Genomic DNA, 21524 nt, shown 5'->3' on the forward strand with positions numbered 1-21524 from the left:
GCCGGCACGGTCTATTCAGGTGATGTCTTCGCCGCGCTTCACGCCGCCTGCGACCAACTCGGTCCAGACCTGTTCGGCGCTTTCGGCGAACTTGAAGAGGTCGAGATCGGTCGCCTTGATCATGCCCTCGGCGATCATGGTGTCGAAGTTGATGACCGAGCGCCAATAGGCCTCGTCGAACAGAACCACCGGAATTCTCGGCGCCTTGTCGGTCTGGCGCAGGGTCAGGATCTCGAACAGTTCGTCGAGCGTGCCAAACCCGCCCGGGAACACCACCAGGGCATTGGCGCGCATGGCCAGGTGCATCTTGCGCATGGCGAAGTAGTGGAAGCGGAACGTCAGGTCTGGGGTCGAATAGACGTTGGGCTCCTGCTCGAAGGGCAGGGTGATGTTGAAGCCGACCGAAGGCGCCCCGGCATCGTGCGCGCCTCGGTTCGCCGCTTCCATGACGCCCGGCCCGCCGCCCGTGGCGATGACGTTGTCGCGCGGCTCGCCGTTGATCAGCAGGGCGCCGCCCCGCTCCGAGGCGATCTTGCCGAATTCGCGGGCCGCCGCGTACCAGCCGGCATGGCGGCCAGGACCGTCCGGCGCGATACGGGCGCTGCCGAACACGACGATGGTCGAACGCACGCCCCAGGCGCGCAACGCCTCCTCGGCCTTGGCGTACTCCAGCAGGAAGCGCACGCCGCGCATGGAATCGCCGAGCAGGAAGTCCTCATCCATGGCCGCCAACCGATAGGACGGCGAGGCCATCTGCGCTGCATTGGTGGGATGAGTTTCGCTGTCCGTGACGCTCGCGACCATGCCTTGTCCTCCGTACTCAACTGGGAGGGCAACTTCGCCGAGACGGCTTGCGGAGGCTAGCCCGTAAGCTTCTCGGCGGCGATCGTGGCGGCCGGCAGCAGGCCTTTGCTCTGGCCCCCGATGAAGACCTGGAAGGCGGCCGGATCGGTGACTTCCAGCGTCAGGCCCTTCACGTTCGGCACGCGGTAGGCCTGACCCGCCGAAAGCTGGCGGGCGAAGTGGGCCGCGCCCCCGGCGCCGCGCACGATCAGCGAAGCGCCCTTGCGGGCCTGGACGATGACCACCGAAGCGCCTGGCTCTGCGCCGTAGACCGTCCCGCGCGCGACAAAGGTCGGGGGCAGGGGCTCGGTGGCCGTGGGGGGCTCTGTCGACTTCGGCGCGGCGGCGGCGGCCTTGTTGGCGGCGACCACGGCGTCCGAGGAGCCGCCAGCGGCCGTCGCCGCGGCCAGGCCGGGCGTTTCATATGGAGTGGGGGTCGTCGACTCGACCGGCGCCGGAAGCGGCGCGCCCAGGGCGACCGGACCGGCGGGTGCGCCGAGCTTGGCTTTCGCGATGGCGGCGGCCGGCGCGGTGTGGGGCGGGGGCGCATCGGCGGTCATGGCCCGCTGGGCGATGTTCCAGAGCACGATGGCGGCCAGAACCAGCATCCCGCCGCCGACCACAAGCGTCACGCGAGGGTCTTTCGTTTCGGTCACGCCGATCGGCGCGCGCAGGGCGGTGTCGGCGACCGGCTCATCGCGGCGGAAACGCTCGACCGCGGCGTCGCCATCCAAGCCGAGGGCCGCGGCATAGGCGCGGATGTAGCCGATCGTGAACGGCCGCGAGGGCAGTTCGTCCAGCCGCATTTCTTCAATGGCGGCAAGGTAGCTGCGGCGGATTCGAGTTGAGTCGGCGAGTTCCTGCAGGTTCAGGCCGCGAAGCTCACGCGCCGCCTTCAGGGCAGCGCCAATATCGGGTCCGACTTCGAGGGTAGGCGTCAGGCCGCCGCCCCGGCTGGTCTCGCGATCGCCACCGGTACGCAGATCCAAACTTGTAAGCCCGCCAGTATCGAGCGGCATGGCTACTTGGCGCCTCTTGCTAGAGCTACGATCTAAAGGCGAACTCGCGCCCTGCCGGGATTACAGTAAAGGTCTTAATATTGGGTTGTGAGTATCATTCTAGGCATTGGAATTCAATGCGCTAACCAGATGCCGGGGTGCGGCGCAGCGTCCCGCCTGGCGCGATATTCAGATCGCCAAATACAATTTTCGGGCGAGAGTCTCGATCTCGTTCCGGATCGATCCGGCGGAGGTCCGGATCAGTGCGGTGACGCCGCGGCGGGCGGCCTCGCGGTCGCAGGACAGGACCATCTGCTTGACGGGGCCGATGCCGGCAGGCGGCATCGAAAGACGATCAAACCCAAGCGCCACAAGGGCGAACGCTTCCAGCGGGCGGCCGGCCATCTCGCCGCAGACCGAGACCGGCGTACCGGTTTCCTCGCAGGCTTTCTGGATCATTTCCAGCGCGCGCAGCGCTGGCGGCGAGAGGAAGTCGTAACGGTCGGACACCCGCGGGTTCCCGCGGTCGGCGGCGAACAAGTATTGCATCAGGTCATTGGTGCCGACGCTGACGAAGTCAGTCATCGGCAGCAGCGCATCCAGGTGCCAGACCAAGGCCGGGGCCTCGATCATCGCGCCGACGTCGAGGCGCGAGGGGGCGGGACGGCCACGGCGCTGGGCCCAGGCGACCTCATGATCGACCAGGGCGCGCGCGGCGCGGAACTCGTCGACGCTGGCCACCAGCGGGAACATGATGCGCAGCGCGCGGCCGCGGGCCGCCGCGATCAGCGCGCGCAGTTGAAGGCGCAACAGCGCCGGGCGGTCGAGGCCCATGCGGATCGCACGCCAGCCCAGGGCTGGGTTCTCTTCGCGCTCGGCTTCGAGATACGGCAGCACCTTGTCGCCGCCGAGATCGAGGGTCCGGAAGGTGACGGGCCGGTCGCCGGCGGCGTCCATGACGCGGCCGTAGAGCGCCGTCTGCGCATTGAAGCGCGGCATCTCCTCGGCGACCATGAACTGGAACTCGGTGCGGAAGAGACCGATGCCTTCGGCGCCGGTCTCGCCAAGAATGTCGAGGTCGACGTCGAGCCCGGCGTTCATCAACAGCGTGACCTTGGCCCCGTCGCGGGTGAAGGCCGGGGTGTCGCGCAGCTTGGCGAACTCGGCGCGTCGTTGCTTGCGCACTTCCAGGCGGGCTTGCAGCGCCTTCACCACGTCGGCGCGGGGGCGCAGATAGGCTTCGCCGGTCTCGGCGTCGACGATGACGGGATCGCCCTCGGAGACCTTGTCGCGCAGTCCGGGCAAGCGGCCCACGCAGGGGATGTCCAGCGCCCGGGCGACGATGGCGGCGTGACTGGCGGAGGAGCCCTCCTCCAGCAGCAAGCCCGCCAGCTTGGTGCGGTCGTACTCGAGCAGGTCGGCGGGGCCGAGGTTTCGGGCGATCAGGATCGCGTTTTCGGGCAGGTCCCTGGCGGTATGGCCCTCGCCGGCAAGGTGGCGCAGCAGCCGGTCGGCGAGATCCTCGAAATCGTGCAGCCGCTCGCGCAGGTAGGGGTCGCGGGCCTGGCCCAGGCGGGCGCGGTGTTCGGAGCGCACGCGCTCCACCGCCGCCTCGGCGGTCAGGCCATTGCGGACGGCGTCCTCGAGGCTGCGGTTCCAGCCCCGATCGTGGGCGAACATCTTATAGGTTTCGAGCACCTCGAACGAGGCGTCGACCAGGCCGTGTTCGCCGGTCAGCATATCGTCGATCTGGGCCTGCAGACCCAGGATCGCCGTCTTCAGGCGCGCCTCTTCGGCGACCACGTCTTCGGCCAGCAGCTGCGAGGGCGCGACAGGCGGCTCATGCAGCACCGCGACGCCGAGCGCGAGACCGTCGGCGAACTTCGAGCCGATCAGCCGCTCGGGCCGGTGGGGCGCGATCTCGACGCCCTTGAGCTCGCCCTCCAGCTCGCTGCCGGCGACCATCTCGGCCAGCACCATGGCGACGATCTGCAGGTCCTCGACCTCGTCGTCGGTATAGACACGCTCGGTGCGGTTCTGGACGACCAGCACGCCGATGGCGCGGCCGCCACGCAGCAGCGGCACGCCGAGGAAGGCATGGAACGGGTCTTCGCCGGTCTCTGGGCGATAGGAGAAGGCCGGATGGTTGGGCGCGTCCGAGAGGTTCAGCGGCCGGCCCAAACGCATGATCTCGCCGACAAGGCCTTCGCCCGGCTTCATGCGAGTGACGTGGACGGCGCCGGGGTCCAGGCCCTCGGTGGCGAACAGTTCCATGTCGCCGCTGGCGCGGCGCATGTAGAGGGAGCAAACCTCGGCGACCATCGAGCCGGCGATGATCCGCACCACAATGTCCAGGCGCGACTGGGCGGGCCCGCCAGACGCGAGCGCTTCGCGGATCTGCCGAAGCAGACTGCGTTGTCCTCGAATCGCGACACCCGGCATGGCCATTAGGTGAGTTTCTCTCCCTTTTCCCTAATCGCGTCCTAGCAGCTTTGGACGTCGGAACGGAGACGAAAAGGCGGCTGCGCGACTTTGTGAGCGTGGCTGTACGTCGGGCGCGGATCAGAAGGGCGGGCGCCGCGCGGTTTGCGTGGTTGCGATTAAATCGGCGCCCAAGAATTGGGCGCCGAAGCGTGTGATTGCCTGATCGGTCCGGCCGCGCACATAGTCCAGGTAACGATGTTCGGGGGGCGGCGATGGGCAAGGCGTGGCTGGGGCTGTTCGGCGGCCTGGCGGTGATCCTGGTGGGCGCACTGCTGGCCTGGCAGGTGCAGACGATGCATGGCGTCACCGTGCGCGACGTGCGGTTCGCCGGGGACCGCGGGACGACGATTTCGGCTCTTGTCTACATGCCGGCCTCCGCCACGGCCGCCAAGCCGGCGCCCGGCGTGCTGCTGAGCCACGGCTACATCAACACCCGTGAAATGCAGTCGGCGTTCGCCATCGAACTGTCGCGGCGCGGCTTCGTGGTGGTGGCGATGGACCAGCCCGGCCACGGCTATTCCGACGCCATCGTCGGCGCCAACGACTTCGGCGGCCCGGCGACGCTTCGCTATCTCAAGAGCCTGCCGCAGGTGGACAAGTCGAATATCGGCCTGGCTGGGCACAGCCTGGGCGGCGGCCCGGTGGTGGGCGCGGCGGCGTCCGACCCCACGGGATACCGGTCGGCGGTGCTGACCGGCTCGACGCCGGCCATCGGCGCGGTGTTCGGCTCCACGGCCAAGGCCGAGCTGCGCAATCTGGCTCTGGTGTTCGGCGGATACGACGAGTTCGCCGAGCTGATGTGGCAGGTCCCGCGGGGGTTCGATGCGCCAACTTCGAAGGCGATGCAGGCGCTGTTCGGGACCACCGCCGCCATCGAGCCTGGCCGGGTGTACGGCGACATCGCGGCAGGCACGGCGCGCGTGCTGCATGTGCCGCCGGTCACCCATCCGTGGGAGCATTTCTCGTCCGGGGGCGTGGCGCCGACGATCGATTGGTTCCAGCGCACGCTCGACGGCGAGGGTCGGCCATTGCCGCCGGCGAACCAGATCTGGATCTGGAAGGAGGTCGGGACGCTGATCGCCTTCGCTGGCATGGCGGCCGTGGTGCTGGCGACATTCGAAATCCTGCTCAGCGTCCGATGGCTGCATCGCCTGGAAAAGCGGCCCTTGGTCATGGAGGGGGCGCCTGCACGAAGGGACCGCCGCTGGTGGCTGGCCTTTGGCCTGACCGCGGCCCTGCCGGCGATCACGTTCTTCCCGTTCATGAAGCTTGGGATGCTGTTCTTCCCGATGCGCGTTTTCCCGCAGTGGATCACAAACCAGCTGCTGGTCTGGGCGTTGCTGGGCGCGGCGCTGACCCTGCTGGTCGGGCTGGTGCTGAAGGCTCCCAAGCCTGCCGTGCGCGCTGACTGGCCTAGGTCGATCGTCATTGCCTTGCTGAGCGTCGGCGCCGGTTACCTGTCGCTTCACGTCGTCGACCGGTTTCTCCATGTCGACTACCGCTTCTGGGTGGTGGGGCTGAAGCCGCTGGATCTCGCCCACCTGGGGTTCGCGCTGGCGTATCTGCCGCTCTGGACGGTGTTCTTCGTGGTTGCGCTGCGGGCGTTGCACGCTCGTCTGCCGGTGGCGGGCGAGCCGCGCCGGACCCACTATGCGGCTGGAATGCTGGCGATGTGTTCCGGCTTCGCGGCGCTGCTGGGGGTGCAGTATGGGGCGCTGTTCGCCACCGGACGGCTGGCGATGGCCGAGCCGTTGAACACCATCATCGCCATCCAGTTCGTCCCGCTGCTGGCGCTGGTCGGGCTGATCGCGGTGTTCACCTGGCGGCGCACCGCCAGCTACTTGCCCGGAGCGCTGATCTGCGCGCTGCTGGTGACCTGGTACGTGACCGCCGGAACGGCGACCCATTGGTCGCCGGCCTTCCAACTGCCGACGCCGGGCTAGGGGCGGGCGACGCGCTTGGCCATCAGCAGGTCGGGTTTGCCATAGCCGTTGGCGTCGGGCACGACGCCGACCGGCTCGTAGCCGAGCTTGCGATAGAAGAAGAACGGGTGGCCGTCGGTCGGCGCGATGGTCGCCAGCTTGGCAAGAGCGTCCGGGAAGATGTCGGCGCCGAACAGGCTGGTGCCGCCGAACTCGTCGTCGGTGCCGAGATAGATGGTGAGCTTGCCCATGGCCGCCACGCGCGCCTCCAGCGCGGCGGTGAGCGCCGCGCCGACGCCCTTGCGGTGGTGGACGGGATCCACGGCCAGGGGGTGCAGTTCGGCCGCATGGCTGTAGGTGTCGATGCCGCCGATCAGGCCGAGCACGGTGTCGCCGTCGAGCGCCGCGATGGCGAAGCGTTCGGGAACGGTGAGGAAGGTCTCGACCTCGGCCTCGGCCTCGCCCTCCTCGTCGTAGGCGGGGAAGTGGGCGAAGGCCTCGCGCAGGATCCGCGCGCACTCGGCGCGCTGAACGGCGGTCAGGTGTTCGAAGGCGACGATGTCCATGGTGTGACAAGGTACGCGCAGCGCCGGGCGCCCGCCAGGATGTGGTCGGAGCGTTCGACCTGGGCCGGGGCCAGCATGGCGCGGAACAGGGCCAGCTCAGAGCGGCAGAAACCCTGGCAGGCCGCCGCCGCCGCGCAGATCGGGCAGTGGTTCTCGATCAGCAGGTAGGCGCCTTCGGGCGTGCGGCTCCATTCGGCCATGTAGCCCTCGGCGGCGCGGACGGCCGCCAGACGTTCCAGCCGCTGTTCCAGCGTGTCGGCGTCGCCCAGAGCCTTGCGGTAGCCCAGCTCGGTCGCCTGCTCGCGTCGCCGCACCAGGCGATCGAGGCCTTCCTCGCCGAACTCGCCGCGCACCGCTTCCAGCAGTTCCACGGTCAGCTGCGCGTGGGTGTTGGGGAACCGCTCGTCGCCCTTGGCGCTCAGCGACCACGAACGACGTGGACGTCCGACGCCCATACGTTCGGTGACATGATCAACCCATCCTTCGGCGTGGAGCTTTTCCATTTGCAGGCGCGCGGCCTGGCGGGTGACACCCATCGCTTCGGCGATCGCCTTGGTCTGGGCGGGCCCCTTGCTCTTCAGCAGCAGGAGGATCTGGTCGGATGTGCTGTGCATTTGACAAATAGATGATTGCAAAACCCAGGCGCCGGGTCTAGTGCTAAATATGTAAAGTTGGAGATTGTCAAATGGCGTCGGCGGTGCGGGCGGACGGAAGCTGGGCCGATGTCGTGGGCGAGGGCCGGCTGCCGCGATTCATCCTGATCTGCCTGGGCGTGTGGATCAGCGCCGCCGACTCGATGGTCACCGCCACGATCATGCCCAGCGTCGGCGCCGATCTCGGCGGCTACGCCTATTTCGGCTGGGCCACGGCGGGTTTCCTGCTGGGGTCGGTTCTGGCCGGGGCGAGCTCGGGCCTGCTCGGTCTTCGGTTCGGATTGCGCCGCGCCACCGCCGCCGCAGCGGTGCTCTATGCCGTGGGCTGCGCGCTGAGCGCCGGCGGCCCGGACATCGCCAGCTTTCTGATTGGCCGGGTCTTGCAGGGAATGGGCGGCGGCTGGGTGGTGGGCTTCTGTTCGGTGGCCATCGGACTGATGTTCCCCGACCGCCTGCTGCCGCGGGTCTACGCCACGATCACCGCCATCTGGGGCGTGGCCAGTCTGCTGGGGCCGCTGATCGGCGGCGTCTTCGCCGATCTCGGGGCCTGGCGCTGGGTGTTCTGGCTGTTCGCGATCCAGGGCGTCGGCGTGGCGTGGGCCGCTTTCATCATGCTGCCCAGCGACCGCGGGGACGATGGGGCCAAGGTCGCCTGGCCGCAGCTTGGCCTCATCGCCGCCGGCGTCGCCTCAATCGGGCTGGCGGACATGGCGCGCGACTTCGTCACCTCAGGTCTGCTGACCGCGCTCGGCTGCGGACTGCTGGTCTTCATGGTCTGGTTCGACGGCCGTGCACGCGCGCGTCTGCTGCCCAAAGGCGCGAGCGATCTCGGCACCATTCCCGGGGCCGGCTTTGCGGCGATGTTCCTGCTGACCGTCGCCTCGATGGGCTTTGCGATCTACGGCCCCGCCATCCTGCAGCAGCTGGCCGGCCTCTCGGCGCTGGAAGCCGGCTACGTCATCGCCGGCGAGGCGGCGGCGTGGACGGTGATGGGCCTGATGGTCGCGCATCTGACCGGCGCCTGGCCGCTGCGGATGATCCGCCTTGGCGCGGTCGTGGCGACGCTGGGCGTGCTGATCGCAGCCTTCACGATGCCGTCGGCCTCGCTGGTCGGCGTGATCGCGGCGGGGCTCTTCCTGGGAGGCGGCTTTGGCCTCTCCTGGGCCTTCATGAGCCAGCGGATCCTCGCCTCGTTGCCGGAGGGCGAGGAGCGCGCGATCGGCGCGGCGGCCATGACCACGGTGCGGCTGACCGGCTCGGCGGTCGGGGCGGCCGCGGCCGGCGCGGTCGCCAACCTGGTCGGGTTCTCCACGGGCCTTACGGACGCAACCGCTCAGGCGGCGGGACTGTGGGTGTTCGTCTCGGTGCTGCCGTTAGCGGTGCTCGGCGTCTGGTGCGCGTTCAAGCTGACGTGGGCGAAGGCGGGCTGAGCGCGCCCAGCATGATCCGCGAGAGGGCGGTTATCGCCTCCGCGCGGCTAATCCGCCCGGCGGCGGCGGCCTGAGAGAGCGTGTCGGCCGCGCCGATCACGCCCAGCAGCAGCGCCCGTCCTGCGCGTCCGGGCAGCGGGACGAACTTGCTGAGCGCCTTGAGGTACTGGTCGACATAGCCTTCGCGCAGGGCCTGCCGGAAGTCGTCCATCTCTTCGCTGGCGGAGAGGGCGGCGGCGATGGCGCCGAACTCCGGCCCCGCCTGCAGGACGCAGTCGACATAGGCGGCGCTGAGGATGGCGACGACGTCGTCCAGCGTGTTGGCGTGGGTCGCGAGCGCCGCCTCCGCCGCCTGGGACTGGCGCTCGTCGAAATGCCGGTAGAGCGCGATCAGCAGGCCCGCTCGCGTCCCGAAGTGCTCGTAGGCGATCGGCTTCGTCACCCCGGCCTGATCGGCGAGATGGGCCAAGGTCAGGGCGTCGGTGCCCTGGCTGCGGACGATGGTCGCCGCCGTTTCCAAAAGCTGCGTCCGCCGCTGTTCGCGGGGCATCCGCTTGCCCGACACGCTAGATCCTCCGCTTGACAGCGAGCTTACGTTTCGTAACTTACGAATTGTAACTTACAGATCGTAATATAGCGACATCACTAGCGGAGGCGCACGTGACGGCCAACCCCATTCAGCTCGCCCCGGTGAGCGCGGCCCAGATCGAGGCGTTCGCGCCGCTGATCCCAGGTCTGATCCGCGCCACCGGGCCGGTCAGCTACGACTATCAGTTCGGTGCTGACGGGCTGCTGGACCGGGTGGTCGCGGCCTCCTGGCGCGAGCCGGAGACGCTGTTCTCCGCGGCGTGCACGACGGCGGCCTTCGACGGCGACGAGTTGCTGGGCGTGGAGATGGGGTTCGCCGGGCCGAACTTCTACGCCTTCAAGAACAACCTGGCGGCGCTGGCCCCGAAGTTGATGGCTGGCGGTCAGGCCACTTACGAGGAGTTCGCTGGGCTGGGGGCGAGAGCCGAGCAGGCGAGCTACCTCAACGCCCACATCCCCGAGGACGTCTATTACCTGCACGCGCTGTCGACCCCGGAGAAGCATCGGGGCAAGGGTGTCGGGCGGGACCTGCTGAAAGCCGCGATCGGGCGCGCCACGGCGGCGGGTTATCGCGAGTTGCAACTGGACGTGTTGGCGGATAACCCGGCGGTCGGCTTCTACCAGGCGATGGGGCTGCGCATCCTGGCGGAGTTGCGCTCGCCCGAGTTGTCGCGCGACCATGGATTTCCCAGCGAGTATCGCATGGCGGTGACGCTATGAGGGTCGTTATCGCGGGGGGCTACGGCCTGGTTGGCGGCATGGTCGCCCGCCACCTGAGGGCGGCCGGTCATCAGGTGGATCTGTTGCTGGCGGGACGCAATCCCGAGCATGGCGAAGGATTGGCGGCTGAGTTGGGGGCGCGGACGGCTCGGCTCGACGTCGCCGATGCGGCCGGCTCGCTCGCGGCGCTGGGGTCCGTGGATCTGGTCATCGCCACCTTGCAGGACCCGGGCGACAACCTGCTGACCACCGCGTTGCGGGCCGGCGCCGCTCACATCGGGATCGTCCGGACCGCCGACAGCATGGCCTCCAGCGCCATCGCCGCGGTGAACCTGGCGCAGCGGCCGGCGCTGATGCTGGGGCACTGGCAGGCCGGGGTGCTGACCTTGGCCGCACTGGCCGCCGCCAAGAGCTTCGCGCGCGTGGACCGCATCGAGATGGCGGCCCTCTACGACTATGCCGATCCGATCGGGCCGATGACGGCGACCGACTCCGGCGGTTTCGTGGGCCGCGCCTTGGTCCGCGAGGCTGGCGGCTGGGCGCATCTCGACGCCGCGGTCAGCGGTCGCCGGGTCGAACGGGGAGACCTGCCGGGCTTTGACGCCATGCCGATGGGGGTGCTCGACACGCCGGGCCTGGCGACCATGACCGGCGCGGCCGACGTGCGTTTCGATCTGGGCACGGGGACGTCGATCGGGACCGCCGGCGGCGGGGCGGCCTCGCACGACCTCTACATCGACATCACCGGAACCACGGAGAGCGGCGAGACCGTGATGCAGCGGACCTTGATGAGCGACCCCAAGGGGCAGGCGCATCTGACCGCGCTGGGCGTGCTGATCGGGGCCGAGCGGGTGTTGGGGCTGGATGGCCACGCGCCGCCGGCGGCGGGCTTCAGGCTGCCGGAAACGACCATCGACGTCGACCGGGCCGTGGAGCGTCTGCGCGCCTTCGGCGTGCGGATCGAGGCGGTATGACAGCGTCTACGCCCTGTCGGACGCAGACGCCGCCTTTGATCGTTCCGCCGCCCGCGGCAGGCAGGGGCGGGTGCTCTTGAAGATCTAGAGCTGGTCCAGGCCGAAGCCGGCATGCAGAGCGCGCACGGCCAGTTCGGTGTAGGCCGCGTCGATCAGCACGCTGATCTTGATCTCGCTGGTCGAGATGACCTGGATGTTCACGCCCTTGTCGGCCAGCGCCTTGAACATGGTCTTGGCGACGCCGGTGTGGCTGCGCATGCCCACGCCGATGACCGAGACCTTGGCCACGTCCTCGTTCACCTGGACGTCGTCGAAGCCGATCTGCGGCTGGTGGGCGCGGACGATCTCGACCGCGCGTTGGGCGTCGCGCTTACCGACCGTGAATTCCATGTTCGCGGTGTCGGCAGTGCGGGCGTGGCTCTGCACGATCATGTCGACATTGACGTTGGCGTCGGCCAGGGCGCCGAAGATCTCGGACGAGACGCCCGGATGATCGGGCAGGCCGAACAGGCTGATCTTGGCTTCGTCACGGCTATAGGCGACGCCGCTCACGATGCGCTTTTCCATGATCTCTTCCTCGTCGCACACGATGGTGCCTTGGCCGGGCGCTTCGCCGGGCTCAACAAAACTGGACAACACCCGCACCGGCACGTTCTGGGCCATGGCGAGCTCGACGGAACGGGTCTGCAGGACCTTGGCGCCCAGCGAGGCCATCTCCAGCATCTCCTCGTAGGAGATCTTGCTGAGCTTCCTGGCCTTGCTCTCGATGCGCGGGTCGGTCGTGTAGACGCCGTCGACGTCGGTGTAGATGTCGCAGCGGATCGCCTTCACCGCCGCGGCGATGGCGACCGCGCTGGTGTCCGAACCGCCGCGGCCGAGGGTGGCGATGCGGCCGCTGCGGGTCACGCCCTGGAAGCCGGCGATCACGGCGACTTCGCCGGCGTCGAGCGCGGCGGCCAGCTTCTCGGGCGGAATGTCGTCGATGCGGGCGCGGCCGTGCGCGTCGTCGGCGATGATCGGAATCTGCCAGCCCAGCCACGACTTGGCGGGCAGGCCCATGTTGCGAAGGGTCATGGCCAGCAGGCCGGCGGTGACCTGTTCGCCCGAGGCGACGACGGTGTCGTATTCGTCGTCGGACGGGGTCAGGCCCTGCGCCGCGGCGCCGGCGCCGTCGGTCCAGGCGACCAGCTCGTTGGTCTTGCCGGACATGGCCGACACGACGACGGCGACCTTGTGTCCGGCGGCGACTTCAGCCGCCACAAGGCGGCCGACGCGCCGGATACGCTCGAGGTCGGCGACGGACGTGCCGCCGAATTTCATCACTAGCCGAGACAGCGCAGGAGCTCCGCTTGAGAGGGAAGGCTGCGCCTAATAGCGGGGCCGGCGTCCAGGGGCAATGTCTGCCTTCGCAAGCGCGAAAACGACGCGCCCGGCGCAAGATGGCGCCCATTCCGGGCCGTTGCGGGCGATAGGGGCTGGCGCCGGGCGCCTCGCAGTAGGAAAAGAGTTCATGTCATCCGCGTCCGCTTCCTCGATCGACCCGAAAGAGGTCGAACAGTTCTCGCGCATCGCCGCCGAATGGTGGGATCCGAAAGGCAAGTTCGCCCCGCTGCACAAGTTCAATCCCGTGCGGCTGTCGTTCATTCGCGACCAGGTTCAGGAACGGTTCGGGCGCGATCCGAAAGCCATTCGGCCGTTCGAAGGCCTGCGGCTGCTGGACATCGGCTGCGGCGGCGGACTGCTGTGCGAACCGATGACCCGGTTGGGTTTCCAGGTCACAGGCGTCGATGCGTCCGAGCGCAATATCGGCACCGCCAGCGCCCACGCGGCCGAGCAGGGGCTGGCGATCGACTACCGCGCCACCACGGCCGAGGACCTGCTGGCCTCGGGCGAGCCGGCCTTCGACGTGGTGCTGAACATGGAGGTGATCGAGCACGTCGCCGATCCTGGCGAGTACCTGCGCAACTGCGCGCGGCTGCTGGCGCCGGGCGGGCTGATGATCGTCGCCACCCTGAACCGGACCCTGAAGGCCCTGGCCCTGGCCAAGATCGGGGCGGAGTACGTGCTGCGCTGGGTGCCGGCCGGGACCCACGATTGGAACAAGTTCCTCAAGCCGGAAGAGCTGCGCGACTTCCTGGCGGGGGAGCCCGTGGAGTTCCACGGACCTTTCGGCGTGGCCTATGATCCACTGTCGGGCCGATGGTCGCGCTCCACAGACTGCGACATCAACTACATGGTGACCGTGACGCGGGACGCAGCGTAAAGAGGCGGCCCACGAGGAAGTACCCATGCCTTCGATTAGGGTGCTCGGTCACGCCTACCGCGCCTGGCGCCGAAACAGGACGTGGGCGAAGCACGAGCCCGAGACGCCGTACCTTGCCGATCTGCTGAGCGGTTCGCCGGTGTGCCTGCACGTGGGGGCCAGCGACGGACGGCACTCGTATGTGATGACCCAGGTCGCGCCTGCGGCGCAGATCCACGCCTTCGAGCCCTCGGCCTTCACGTTCGAAGTGCTGAAGATCTGCCTGGCCTGGCACCGGATCGCCGCGCATGTGACGCCGGTCCACGCGGCCGTCGCCGACGTGCCGGGCGAACTGCTGCTGGTGACGCCGATCAAGACCTCGGGCCGCATGGCCAGGGGCTATGCCTATGTCGCCGCCGAGCGGCCGAAGAGCCCCGTGCGCCCGGACTTCGAGGACATGGGCGCGGAAGTCGAAACGACCACCGTCACCACCATCGACCGTTACTGCGCCGCGCACGGGCTGGGCCGCGTGGACTTCATCCGCATGGACATCGAGGGCGCCGAACTGAGGGCGCTGAAGGGCGCCGAGCAGATCATCGACCGCGACCGGCCGCACGTGCTGATCGAAATCCATCCGATGATGCTCGAGACCCACTTCGGAGGCACGGCCGGCGCGGTGCTGGAGGTCTTCCTCTCGCGCGGCTACCGCATGTTCGCCCTGAACGGCGACCGCCTGGAAGAGTGCGCCGACGTCGAGGTGGAAGCGCCCTGGAAGGACTATTTCTTCGTCCATCCCGAGCGCGCGGCGGATCTGCCGGACGGGGTCTTCAAGGCGCGAATGGCGGCCTGATCGTCCGGTTTCGGGCGCGAACTTCCACAAACCCCTACCGTCGACGGCTAGCCCCGCGTCGGGCGGGGGCCTAGGCTCTCCTGAACAACGATAAGGGAGGAGCCGCGTATGCTGGCCCTGATGATGGATCGGGCTCTGAGCCTGCCTTCGATCCTCGAATACGCCGCGACCTATCATGGCGACCGCGAGGTGGTGACGCGCACGGTCGAGGGGCCCATCCACCGCTACACCTACGCCGACGCGCTGGCGCGGGCCAAGCGCATGGCGAACGCGCTGATCGAGCTGGGCGTGAAGCCCGGCGACCGGGTCGCGACCCTGGCCTGGAGCACTCACCGGCACTTCGAGCTCTACTACGCGGTGTCGGGGATCGGGGCGATCCTGCACACCATCAATCCGCGGCTGCATCCGGACCAGATCGCCTGGGTCGCCAACCATGCCGAGGATTCGATCCTGCTGTTCGACATCAGCTTCGGCGACCTGGTCGGCGACCTGGCGGCCAAGATGCCGACGGTGAAGACCTTCGTGGCGATGACGGACCGGGCGCACCTGCCGCCGCCGTCGCCGGCCGGCACGCTGGTCTACGAGGAACTGATCGCGGCGCACCCCCCGCAGTTCGACTGGCCCGAGCTGGACGAGCGGATGGCTTCGGGGCTCTGCTACACGTCGGGGACGACCGGCAATCCGAAGGGCGTGCTCTACGGCCACCGCTCGACCGTGCTGCACGCCATGGCGCTGGTGGCGCCGGACGCCTTCGACCTTTCGGCGCGCGACACGGTGCTGCCCTGCGCCCAGATGTACCACGCCAACGCCTGGTGCACGCCGTACGCCGCGCCGCTGGTCGGCGCCAAGCTGGTGCTGCCCGGACGGCTGCTGGACGGCCCCTCGATCTGCGAGCTGGCGGTGAGCGAGCAGGCGAGCTTCCTGCTGGGGGTACCGACGATCTGGGTGGGCGTGCTCGACCACCTGGACCAGACCGGCCAGAAACTGACCAGCGTGCGCAACGTGGCGATCGGCGGGTCGGCGCCGACCGCCTCCTTGATGCGGCGGGTGGAGAACCAGCTCGGCGCGACGGTCCGCCAGATCTGGGGCATGACCGAGACCAGCCCGATGGGCGTGATCAACACCCCGCTGGCTCGGCACGCCGGCGAGGACGAGGACGCGGCCTACGCCCGCAAGCTCAAGCAGGGACGCGGCCTGTGGGGCGTGGAGATGCGGATCATGGGCGACGATGGGACGGTGCAGCCCCGCGACGGGGTCAGCGTCGGCGCGCTGCAGGTGCGCGGCCCGTGGGTGTCGTCGGCCTACTTCAAGAACGAGGGCGCGCAGGTGTTCCTGGACGACGGCTGGTTCGACACCGGCGACATCGCCACCCTCGACGAGGAGGGCTACCTGCGCCTGACCGACCGCGCCAAGGACGTGATCAAGTCGGGCGGGGAGTGGATCTCGACCCTGGACCTGGAGGACGCGGTGTCCTCGCATCCGGCCGTGGCCCTGGCCGCGGCGATCGGCGTGCCGCATCCGAAGTGGGACGAGCGGCCGCTGCTGCTGGTGGTCCTGCGCCCCGGGCAAAGCGCCGATCCCGAGGAGCTCAAGGCGCATGTGGCCGCGCGGGTGGCCAAGTGGTGGACGCCAGACGAGGTGAGGATCGTCGCCGAACTGCCGATCGGGCCGACCGGGAAGGTGCTGAAACGCGAGCTTCGCGACCGGATCGCCACGGTCGCCTAGATAGATCGCGCATCAGGGAAACTGCTGCACCGCTTCAGCGTTAGTCACCCAGGTATCCGAGTTGGGAGCTGAACCTTGCATAAGAGACCCAAGGGCGTCTTGTCCGTGGGATGGGCGTGCATCACCTGCGCCGCGACCGGTCGCACCGAGCATGCGCCGACCTCCGACGACTATCCCGACAGCGTGGTGCGCCGCTTCCGGTTCGAGGCGGGCGGCGGCTTCGGCTGGAAGATTTCGGCCCTGACCACGCCGCGTGAGCGGCCGGCGCCGTGGAAGATCGTCGTCGTGACCGGCGCGCCCTCCTGGGCGGAATACTGGGCGCCGGTGCTGGCCGCGCTGCCGCAAGACCGTGAAATGGTGGTCGTCGATCGGCCCGGCTACGCCGGCTCCGAGCCGGTGGAGTACGTCGGCGACATCCAGGTGCAGGCCCGGGCTCTCGCGCCGCTGCTGCAGGCCAAGCCTGGCCAGCGGGTGCTGCTGGTCGGCCAGTCCTACGGCGCGGCGATCGCCTCGATCATGGCCGAGCAGAACCCTCGCCGCGTGTCGGGCCTGGTGCTGCTGTCGGGCTACTTCGGGGAGTCCGGGCCGACCGCTCGCTGGCTCGTGCAGTGGGGCTCGAAGGTCCTGAAGTTCATTCCGCGCGACCTGCGTCATGCGGTGCTGGAGGTGTCGGGCCAGCCGGGGCAACTGGGCCATCTGCACGCGGCCCTAGAGCGGCTGCGCATCCCGGTTCACGTGATCCACGGGGACAAGGACGACTTCGCGCCGATCGAGATCGCCGAGCGGCTGGCGGTGCAGGCGCCCACGCGGCGCCCGGTCAGGTTCGAGCGTGTCCCCGGCGGCAACCACTTCATCAGCGACGGGCCGGTGGAGCCTTTGCTGGCGTCGCTGGAGGCCTGTATTCCGGTCCGCACGCCGTTCAAGCTGCGGCTTCCGAAGCTGCCGCACTTCGCCTGGCCGAAGCTGCGCATCGGCGGACGCACGGCGCAGGCCTGATCACGATTGGCTCGCTGAACGGAACTTCGCGACAGCGAGGTGGTTGTGGTGGCCGCTGGGAGGCATCCCGGAGGACCCCTCAATGAACGCCAAGTTGCTGCCAGCCCTCGCCGCTGTATCGCTCGCTGCGCTCGCCACCTCGGCCAGCGCCCAGCCCATGACCTATGACCAGGGGATCGCGGCGCCGCCGATCGACACCCCGGCCAATCGTCCTGCCCGTGACTACGAGGCGCCGCCTGTCGCCGAGACCGGCCGCGCCGCCGACACCGCGGCCCAGGCTTCCGATCTTCGCGCCGGTTCGCCGATCAAGGACGGGGCGGGCGCCGAGGTCGGCCGCGTCGTGAAGGTCGACGGCGGGATGGTGACGCTGTCGTCGCAAGGCAAGACGACCATGGTGCCGCTCTCGAGCCTCAGCCACTCCGGCTCGGACATCGTGTCGTCATCGAGCCGCGCGGACGTCTGGGCGCCGAAGTAACCCAACCCCAAGCGACCACTCCAGCGCCCGGTCAGGCGACCAAGGCCAAAAACGTCCTTGGCCACAGCCATCTGAACAGCGATAAGGTTGGCGTGACGAGAGCTGCGGCCAGACCGTAGCTTCGATAATGCGCCCGATCGGGCGTCGCTTGGGGAGATTGCCGTAGATGAAAGCCGCAGTGCTGCGCGAAGTGGGCAAGCCGCTTCAGATCGAAGACGTCCTGATCAACAAGCCGGGTCCGCACGAAGTGCTGATCCGCACCAAGGCCGCCGGCCTTTGCCACTCCGACCTGCACTTCATGCAAGGCTCCTATCCGACCGCGCTGCCGGCCGTGCTGGGCCATGAGAGCGCCGGCATCGTCGAGCAGGTGGGTTCGGAAGTGCGCACCGTGAAGGTGGGCGACCACGTCATCACCTGTCTGTCGGCCTATTGCGGCCACTGCGAATTCTGCCTGACCGGCCACCTGTCGCTGTGCGTGTCGCCCGACACCAAGCGCGACGCCGACGAAGAGCCGCGTCTGAAGGCCACCACCGGCCCGATGCAGCAGTACCTGAACCTGTCGTCCTTCGCCGAGCAGATGCTGATCCACGAGCATGCCTGCGTCGCGATCCGCAAGGACATGCCGTTGGACCGCGCCGCCCTGATCGGCTGCTCGGTCATGACCGGCGTGGGCGCGGCGATCCATACGTCGAGCGTGCGTCCTGGCGAGACCGTTGCGGTCATCGGCTGCGGCGGCGTCGGCCTGGCGGCGATCAACGGTGCGGCGATCGCCGGCGCCGGCCGGATCATCGCCATCGACATGGTCGCCTCGAAGGGCAACCTGGCCCATCAGTTCGGCGCGACCGACTTCATCGACGCCTCCAAGACCGACGCGGTCAAGGAAGTGCTCGAGATGACCAAGGGCGGCGTGCACCACTCGTTCGAAGCCATCGGCCTGTCGAAGACCGCCGAGCAGGCGTTCGGCATGCTGCGCCGCGGCGGCACCGCCAACGTCATCGGCATGATCCCGATCGGCCAGTCGATCACCCTGCCGGGCTTCGCCTTCCTGGGCGAAAAGAAGCTGCAGGGCTCGATGATGGGTTCCAACCGCTTCCCGGTCGACATGCCGCGCCTGGTGGACATGTACATGAACGGCAAGCTGAAGCTGGACGAGATGATCTCGCAGCGCATCAAGCTGGAGCAGGTCAATGAAGGCTTCGACGAGATGAAGAAGGGCGAACTGGCCCGCTCGGTCATCGTCTTCGACTGATAGATCAAAGCCGTCGCAAGACGCCGGAAGCCCTCCCCTCGGGGAGGGCTTTTTCGTAGGCGGGCGCTATTTCACGAAGTAGCCGAGCAGGGCCGGGCGGAGGTACTCCTCCATCACGCCGGTGGTCACGGCGGGACGCCGGCGCGGCTCGATCGGCAGGCAGGCGTTGAACGTCACCATCATCGCATGGGCGGCCAGAAGCGGATCGACCGGTCGGATCGAGCCGTCGGCGACGCCGTCCGAGATGATCCCGGCGAAGGAATGGGCGGTCTGCTGGAAGCGGATCAGCATCTGGCGGCGCATCGCATGCGGCACGGCGGCCATGGCGTGGTGGCGCAGCAGACGGCCGCCGGCGCTTTCGGCCTGCAGCATGCCGAGCGAGGTCACGGCGAGCCATAGCCGCGTCCAGTTCGCGCCGGCCTTGCCGGCCTCGCGCTTGGCCTTGTCGATGAGGTCGAAGGTGGCGCCGAAGCAGGCGACCGCCAGTTCATCCTTGTCGGCGTTGTGGTGGTAGAACGAGCCCTTGGTGACCTTGAGCTCCGCCGAGATCTTGTCGACCGAAGCCCCGTGATAGCCCTCGCGGTTGATCAGCATGGTGGCGGCGACCAGGAAACGGTCGCGGGTCACCTCGTCGTTCTCGGCGCTGGGCGCGCCGAGCGGCAGCAGCGGGCCGTCCGGCCAGGGCTGGCCGGCGGCGGGCAGGCCGCCGATCATGATGTCGCTGAGCCGCGCGGCGACGCGCGGATAGTCCTGCGGCTCGTAGGACGGCAGCCAGGTGTCGGCCCAGGTCAGCTGGTTGACGACCAGGCGCGCGAGGCCCTGGCGGCGCGGGGCGCTGACCCACGGCGTGTCGTCGGATTTCAGCAGGCGGCCGATACGCACATAGAGCGCCTCGAAGCTCTGGATGACCGGCTGCTTCTGCTCGCCCTCGACGAGGTAGACTTCGCTGAACGGGGCGAGGGCGGCCTCTTCGCCGACGGCGATGCGGCGGCGGGTCTCGAAATAGGCGGCGACGAAGGCGCTGAGCCGCTCGGCGGGCGTGGCGTGGGTCTCGGCCTCGTCCAGCATCCGCGCGAAGCGGGCGATGGTGTCGTGCAGCACCGCGGCGGCAAGGTCTTCCTTGCGCTTGAAGTAGTAGGTCAGGCTGACCGGATGCAGATCCATCCGCTTGGCCACCGCGGCCAGGGTGAAGCCGTTCATGCCGTGGTCGGCGAAGACCTTGGTGGCGGCCGCCATGATGGCGTCGCGCTTGGCGGCGTATCGCGCCCGGGGCTTGGATTGGACTGCGGTCAAGACGAGTCTCCGCGCGGTTCGATCTGCCACATTAGTGCGCGGAAAGGCAGGTTGGAAGCCGCGTGGCGGCTTCCCCTAGGGCAGCTAACGCCGAAGCTTGGCGACGCCGTCGGTGTCCGCGACGGCCAGACGAGCGGGCGCTTCGTCGGCGCCTTGCGCGCGGACCAGGTTGTCGATGCGGGTCTTCTGGGCGCGGAAGGCGGCCAGTTCGGCGCCGGCCAGGACCGTGCCTTGCGGCACCTTGGCGCCGATCGGGTTCACGCGCTTGCCGTGCTGCCAGATCTCGTAGTGCAGGTGCGGGCCGGTGGATGCGCCGGTCGAGCCGACATAGGCCACGACCTGGCCCTGGCTGATGCGTGCGCCGGGCTTGATGCCCTTGCCGTAGCGCGACAGGTGCGCGTAGCCGGTCTCGAAGCCGCCGGAGTGGCGGATGCGGACCCAGTTGCCATAGCCGCCCCAACGGCGGGCCTCGACGACCACGCCGTCGCCGGCGGCGAGAACCGGGGTGCCCGAGCCGGCGCCGAAGTCGATGCCCTGGTGCATGCGGTTGTAGCCGAGGATCGGGTGGCGGCGCATGCCGAAGCGGCTGGTCATCCGGGCGTTGTCGACCGGGGTGCGCAGCAGGAAGCCTTTGATGTTCTTGCCGCTCTCGTCGAAGTACTGAACGTCGCCGTTCTGGCGCTCGAAGCGGTAGAACTGCACGCCCTTGATCTGGGCGTATTCGAGGGCGCCGGTCTCGATGGTGCGGCCGCTCTCGGTGACCTTGCGGTCGAAGACCATGGTGAACTCGTCGCCCGCCTTCAGGTCGCGGTCGAAGTCGACCTTGTGCGAGAAGAGCTTGACCATGCTGGCGACGATCGTGGGGTTGGCCCCCATGCGAGAGGCGCTCTCGTAGAGCGAGCCGGTGATCTCGCCGCGCGCGACCATCTCTTCGTCGCGGATCTTCTCTTCCATTTCGCGCAGGCGCAGGGCGCCGTCGAAGGTGCGCGAGAGGGTGATCGATTGGGCGGGGCCGGTGCGTAGCGACAGACCGACGAGGCGGGCCGGACCGCGCTCGCCGCGCGGCAGGGCGACGGCGGCGTCAAAGGCCATGCCGGCCTTGATGTGCACGGTGTCCATGGCCTCGGCCAGGGTCTCGACGGCGCGGCGGGCTTCGTCGCGGGGCACGCCGGCGCGCTCGACGGCGGATTCCAGCGTCTCGCCGGGCAGCACCTTGACCGGCACGCTGGTCGGGCGTCCGAAGCCGGGTTGGGCCTCGGATTGCGTGAAGGCGGCGTGCTGTAGGGCGGTGATGGCGGCCGGGTCCAGCGGCGCCTTGGGCGGCGCGACCGCCTGGTCGGCGGAGAGCTTCCAGCCCAGCGCCAGCGCGGCGACGCCGGCGACGCCGATGGCCAGGCGTGGAGTCAGCCGAAAGGTCGGACGTCGCGGATCGAACTCTTGCATCGTGCCCCCGTACTCGCGATGCCGCTTGGCCTACCGGCCTTGCGAGAAACTGCGTCGTAGCTGGTGAACGGCT

Annotated in this window: 19 protein-coding genes; 10 read left to right on the forward strand and 9 right to left on the reverse strand. The window is 68.8% G+C overall.

Annotated features, from left to right (window positions below; all coding sequences use genetic code 11):
- Window positions 1–15 precede the first annotated feature (15 nt).
- The 3 genes from ASC79_RS16720 to ptsP all read right to left on the reverse strand — a co-directional run bounded on the left by ASC79_RS16720 (window position 16) and on the right by ptsP (window position 4289).
- Window positions 16–804, reverse strand: a complete 789-nt coding sequence (locus ASC79_RS16720; RefSeq protein WP_056021908.1) for a TIGR00730 family Rossman fold protein — start codon at window positions 802–804, stop codon at window positions 16–18.
- Window positions 805–860: 56 nt separating this feature from the next.
- Entirely contained in the window at window positions 861–1862 is a 1002-nt protein-coding gene (locus ASC79_RS16725) for a RodZ family helix-turn-helix domain-containing protein (protein WP_056021905.1), read from the reverse strand.
- A 168-nt stretch (window positions 1863–2030) separates the two neighbouring features.
- A complete protein-coding gene (gene ptsP / locus ASC79_RS16730; protein ID WP_056021902.1) occupies window positions 2031–4289 on the reverse strand; it encodes a phosphoenolpyruvate--protein phosphotransferase in 2259 nt (752 codons plus the stop codon).
- 248 nt (window positions 4290–4537) lie between these two features.
- Here ptsP and ASC79_RS16735 point away from each other — a divergent pair, with 248 nt between their 5' ends.
- The gene (locus ASC79_RS16735) at window positions 4538–6268 is read left to right on the forward strand and encodes an alpha/beta hydrolase (protein WP_056021899.1); all 1731 of its coding nucleotides are present in this window, start codon (window positions 4538–4540) and stop codon (window positions 6266–6268) included.
- Here ASC79_RS16735 and ASC79_RS16740 read toward each other — a convergent pair.
- Entirely contained in the window at window positions 6265–6813 is a 549-nt protein-coding gene (locus ASC79_RS16740) for an N-acetyltransferase (protein WP_056021897.1), read from the reverse strand. The two genes, ASC79_RS16735 and ASC79_RS16740, sit on opposite strands and share 4 nt — an antisense overlap.
- Complete coding sequence (locus ASC79_RS16745) at window positions 6786–7427, reverse strand: metalloregulator ArsR/SmtB family transcription factor (RefSeq protein ID WP_056021895.1); 642 nt, start codon at window positions 7425–7427, stop codon at window positions 6786–6788. The genes ASC79_RS16740 and ASC79_RS16745 overlap by 28 nt, the downstream gene beginning before the upstream one ends.
- Window positions 7428–7498: 71 nt before the next feature.
- On the opposite strand from ASC79_RS16745, the gene ASC79_RS16750 reads away from it, so the two are divergent.
- On the forward strand, window positions 7499–8896 hold the full coding sequence (locus tag ASC79_RS16750) for an MFS transporter (RefSeq protein ID WP_056021892.1): 1398 nt from the start codon (window positions 7499–7501) through the stop codon (window positions 8894–8896).
- Here ASC79_RS16750 and ASC79_RS16755 read toward each other — a convergent pair.
- Entirely contained in the window at window positions 8868–9461 is a 594-nt protein-coding gene (locus ASC79_RS16755) for a TetR/AcrR family transcriptional regulator (RefSeq protein ID WP_200937217.1), read from the reverse strand. The two genes, ASC79_RS16750 and ASC79_RS16755, sit on opposite strands and share 29 nt — an antisense overlap.
- 95 nt (window positions 9462–9556) lie before the next feature.
- Here ASC79_RS16755 and ASC79_RS16760 point away from each other — a divergent pair, with 95 nt between their 5' ends.
- The gene (locus ASC79_RS16760; RefSeq protein WP_056021886.1) at window positions 9557–10204 is read left to right on the forward strand and encodes an N-acetyltransferase; all 648 of its coding nucleotides are present in this window, start codon (window positions 9557–9559) and stop codon (window positions 10202–10204) included.
- A complete protein-coding gene (locus tag ASC79_RS16765; protein WP_056021884.1) occupies window positions 10201–11178 on the forward strand; it encodes a hypothetical protein in 978 nt (325 codons plus the stop codon). The genes ASC79_RS16760 and ASC79_RS16765 overlap by 4 nt, the downstream gene beginning before the upstream one ends.
- An 84-nt stretch (window positions 11179–11262) precedes the next feature.
- Here the strand turns inward: ASC79_RS16765 and ASC79_RS16770 are convergent, their stop codons facing one another.
- Complete coding sequence (locus tag ASC79_RS16770) at window positions 11263–12513, reverse strand: aspartate kinase (protein WP_056021881.1); 1251 nt, start codon at window positions 12511–12513, stop codon at window positions 11263–11265.
- Between the two features lie 175 nt (window positions 12514–12688).
- Here ASC79_RS16770 and ubiG point away from each other — a divergent pair, with 175 nt between their 5' ends.
- The 6 genes from ubiG (at window position 12689) to ASC79_RS16800 (ending at window position 18715) form a co-directional block, all read left to right on the forward strand.
- Window positions 12689–13441, forward strand: coding sequence for a bifunctional 2-polyprenyl-6-hydroxyphenol methylase/3-demethylubiquinol 3-O-methyltransferase UbiG (ubiG, locus tag ASC79_RS16775; protein WP_056021878.1), 753 nt, complete (start codon window positions 12689–12691; stop codon window positions 13439–13441).
- 25 nt (window positions 13442–13466) lie between these two features.
- On the forward strand, window positions 13467–14270 hold the full coding sequence (locus ASC79_RS16780; protein WP_056106313.1) for an FkbM family methyltransferase: 804 nt from the start codon (window positions 13467–13469) through the stop codon (window positions 14268–14270).
- Window positions 14271–14378: 108 nt separating this feature from the next.
- Complete coding sequence (locus ASC79_RS16785; RefSeq protein ID WP_056021872.1) at window positions 14379–15995, forward strand: long-chain fatty acid--CoA ligase; 1617 nt, start codon at window positions 14379–14381, stop codon at window positions 15993–15995.
- A gap of 75 nt (window positions 15996–16070) precedes the next feature.
- Window positions 16071–16991 carry an alpha/beta fold hydrolase gene (locus ASC79_RS16790; protein ID WP_156378375.1) on the forward strand — a complete coding sequence of 307 codons (921 nt, stop codon included), beginning with the start codon at window positions 16071–16073 and terminating at the stop codon, window positions 16989–16991.
- A gap of 82 nt (window positions 16992–17073) precedes the next feature.
- Window positions 17074–17466, forward strand: coding sequence for a hypothetical protein (locus ASC79_RS16795; RefSeq protein WP_056021866.1), 393 nt, complete (start codon window positions 17074–17076; stop codon window positions 17464–17466).
- Window positions 17467–17632: 166 nt separating this feature from the next.
- Window positions 17633–18715 (forward strand): Zn-dependent alcohol dehydrogenase, encoded by a 1083-nt coding sequence (locus ASC79_RS16800; RefSeq protein ID WP_056021863.1) that lies wholly within the window; start codon window positions 17633–17635, stop codon window positions 18713–18715.
- Between the two features lie 66 nt (window positions 18716–18781).
- Here the strand turns inward: ASC79_RS16800 and ASC79_RS16805 are convergent, their stop codons facing one another.
- A complete protein-coding gene (locus ASC79_RS16805) occupies window positions 18782–20008 on the reverse strand; it encodes a TetR/AcrR family transcriptional regulator (RefSeq protein WP_056021860.1) in 1227 nt (408 codons plus the stop codon).
- Between the two features lie 84 nt (window positions 20009–20092).
- Complete coding sequence (locus ASC79_RS16810) at window positions 20093–21451, reverse strand: M23 family metallopeptidase (protein WP_056021857.1); 1359 nt, start codon at window positions 21449–21451, stop codon at window positions 20093–20095.
- Window positions 21452–21524: the final 73 nt, after the last annotated feature.

This window comes from Phenylobacterium sp. Root1290 (genome assembly GCF_001425305.1).
In the GTDB taxonomy this organism is placed as follows: Bacteria; Pseudomonadota; Alphaproteobacteria; order Caulobacterales; family Caulobacteraceae; genus Phenylobacterium.

Coding starts and splice junctions, on each gene's coding strand:
- ptsP (WP_056021902.1), bottom strand. CDS start 4,289: ATGGCCATGCCGGGTGTCGCGATTCGAGGACAACGCAGTCTGCTTCGG.
- ASC79_RS16735 (WP_056021899.1), top strand. CDS start 4,538: ATGGGCAAGGCGTGGCTGGGGCTGTTCGGCGGCCTGGCGGTGATCCTG.
- ubiG (WP_056021878.1), top strand. CDS start 12,689: ATGTCATCCGCGTCCGCTTCCTCGATCGACCCGAAAGAGGTCGAACAG.
- ASC79_RS16720 (WP_056021908.1), bottom strand. CDS start 804: ATGGTCGCGAGCGTCACGGACAGCGAAACTCATCCCACCAATGCAGCG.
- ASC79_RS16750 (WP_056021892.1), top strand. CDS start 7,499: ATGGCGTCGGCGGTGCGGGCGGACGGAAGCTGGGCCGATGTCGTGGGC.
- ASC79_RS16800 (WP_056021863.1), top strand. CDS start 17,633: ATGAAAGCCGCAGTGCTGCGCGAAGTGGGCAAGCCGCTTCAGATCGAA.
- ASC79_RS16745 (WP_056021895.1), bottom strand. CDS start 7,427: ATGCACAGCACATCCGACCAGATCCTCCTGCTGCTGAAGAGCAAGGGG.
- ASC79_RS16765 (WP_056021884.1), top strand. CDS start 10,201: ATGAGGGTCGTTATCGCGGGGGGCTACGGCCTGGTTGGCGGCATGGTC.
- ASC79_RS16780 (WP_056106313.1), top strand. CDS start 13,467: ATGCCTTCGATTAGGGTGCTCGGTCACGCCTACCGCGCCTGGCGCCGA.
- ASC79_RS16795 (WP_056021866.1), top strand. CDS start 17,074: ATGAACGCCAAGTTGCTGCCAGCCCTCGCCGCTGTATCGCTCGCTGCG.
- ASC79_RS16740 (WP_056021897.1), bottom strand. CDS start 6,813: ATGGACATCGTCGCCTTCGAACACCTGACCGCCGTTCAGCGCGCCGAG.
- ASC79_RS16725 (WP_056021905.1), bottom strand. CDS start 1,862: ATGCCGCTCGATACTGGCGGGCTTACAAGTTTGGATCTGCGTACCGGT.
- ASC79_RS16785 (WP_056021872.1), top strand. CDS start 14,379: ATGCTGGCCCTGATGATGGATCGGGCTCTGAGCCTGCCTTCGATCCTC.
- ASC79_RS16810 (WP_056021857.1), bottom strand. CDS start 21,451: ATGCAAGAGTTCGATCCGCGACGTCCGACCTTTCGGCTGACTCCACGC.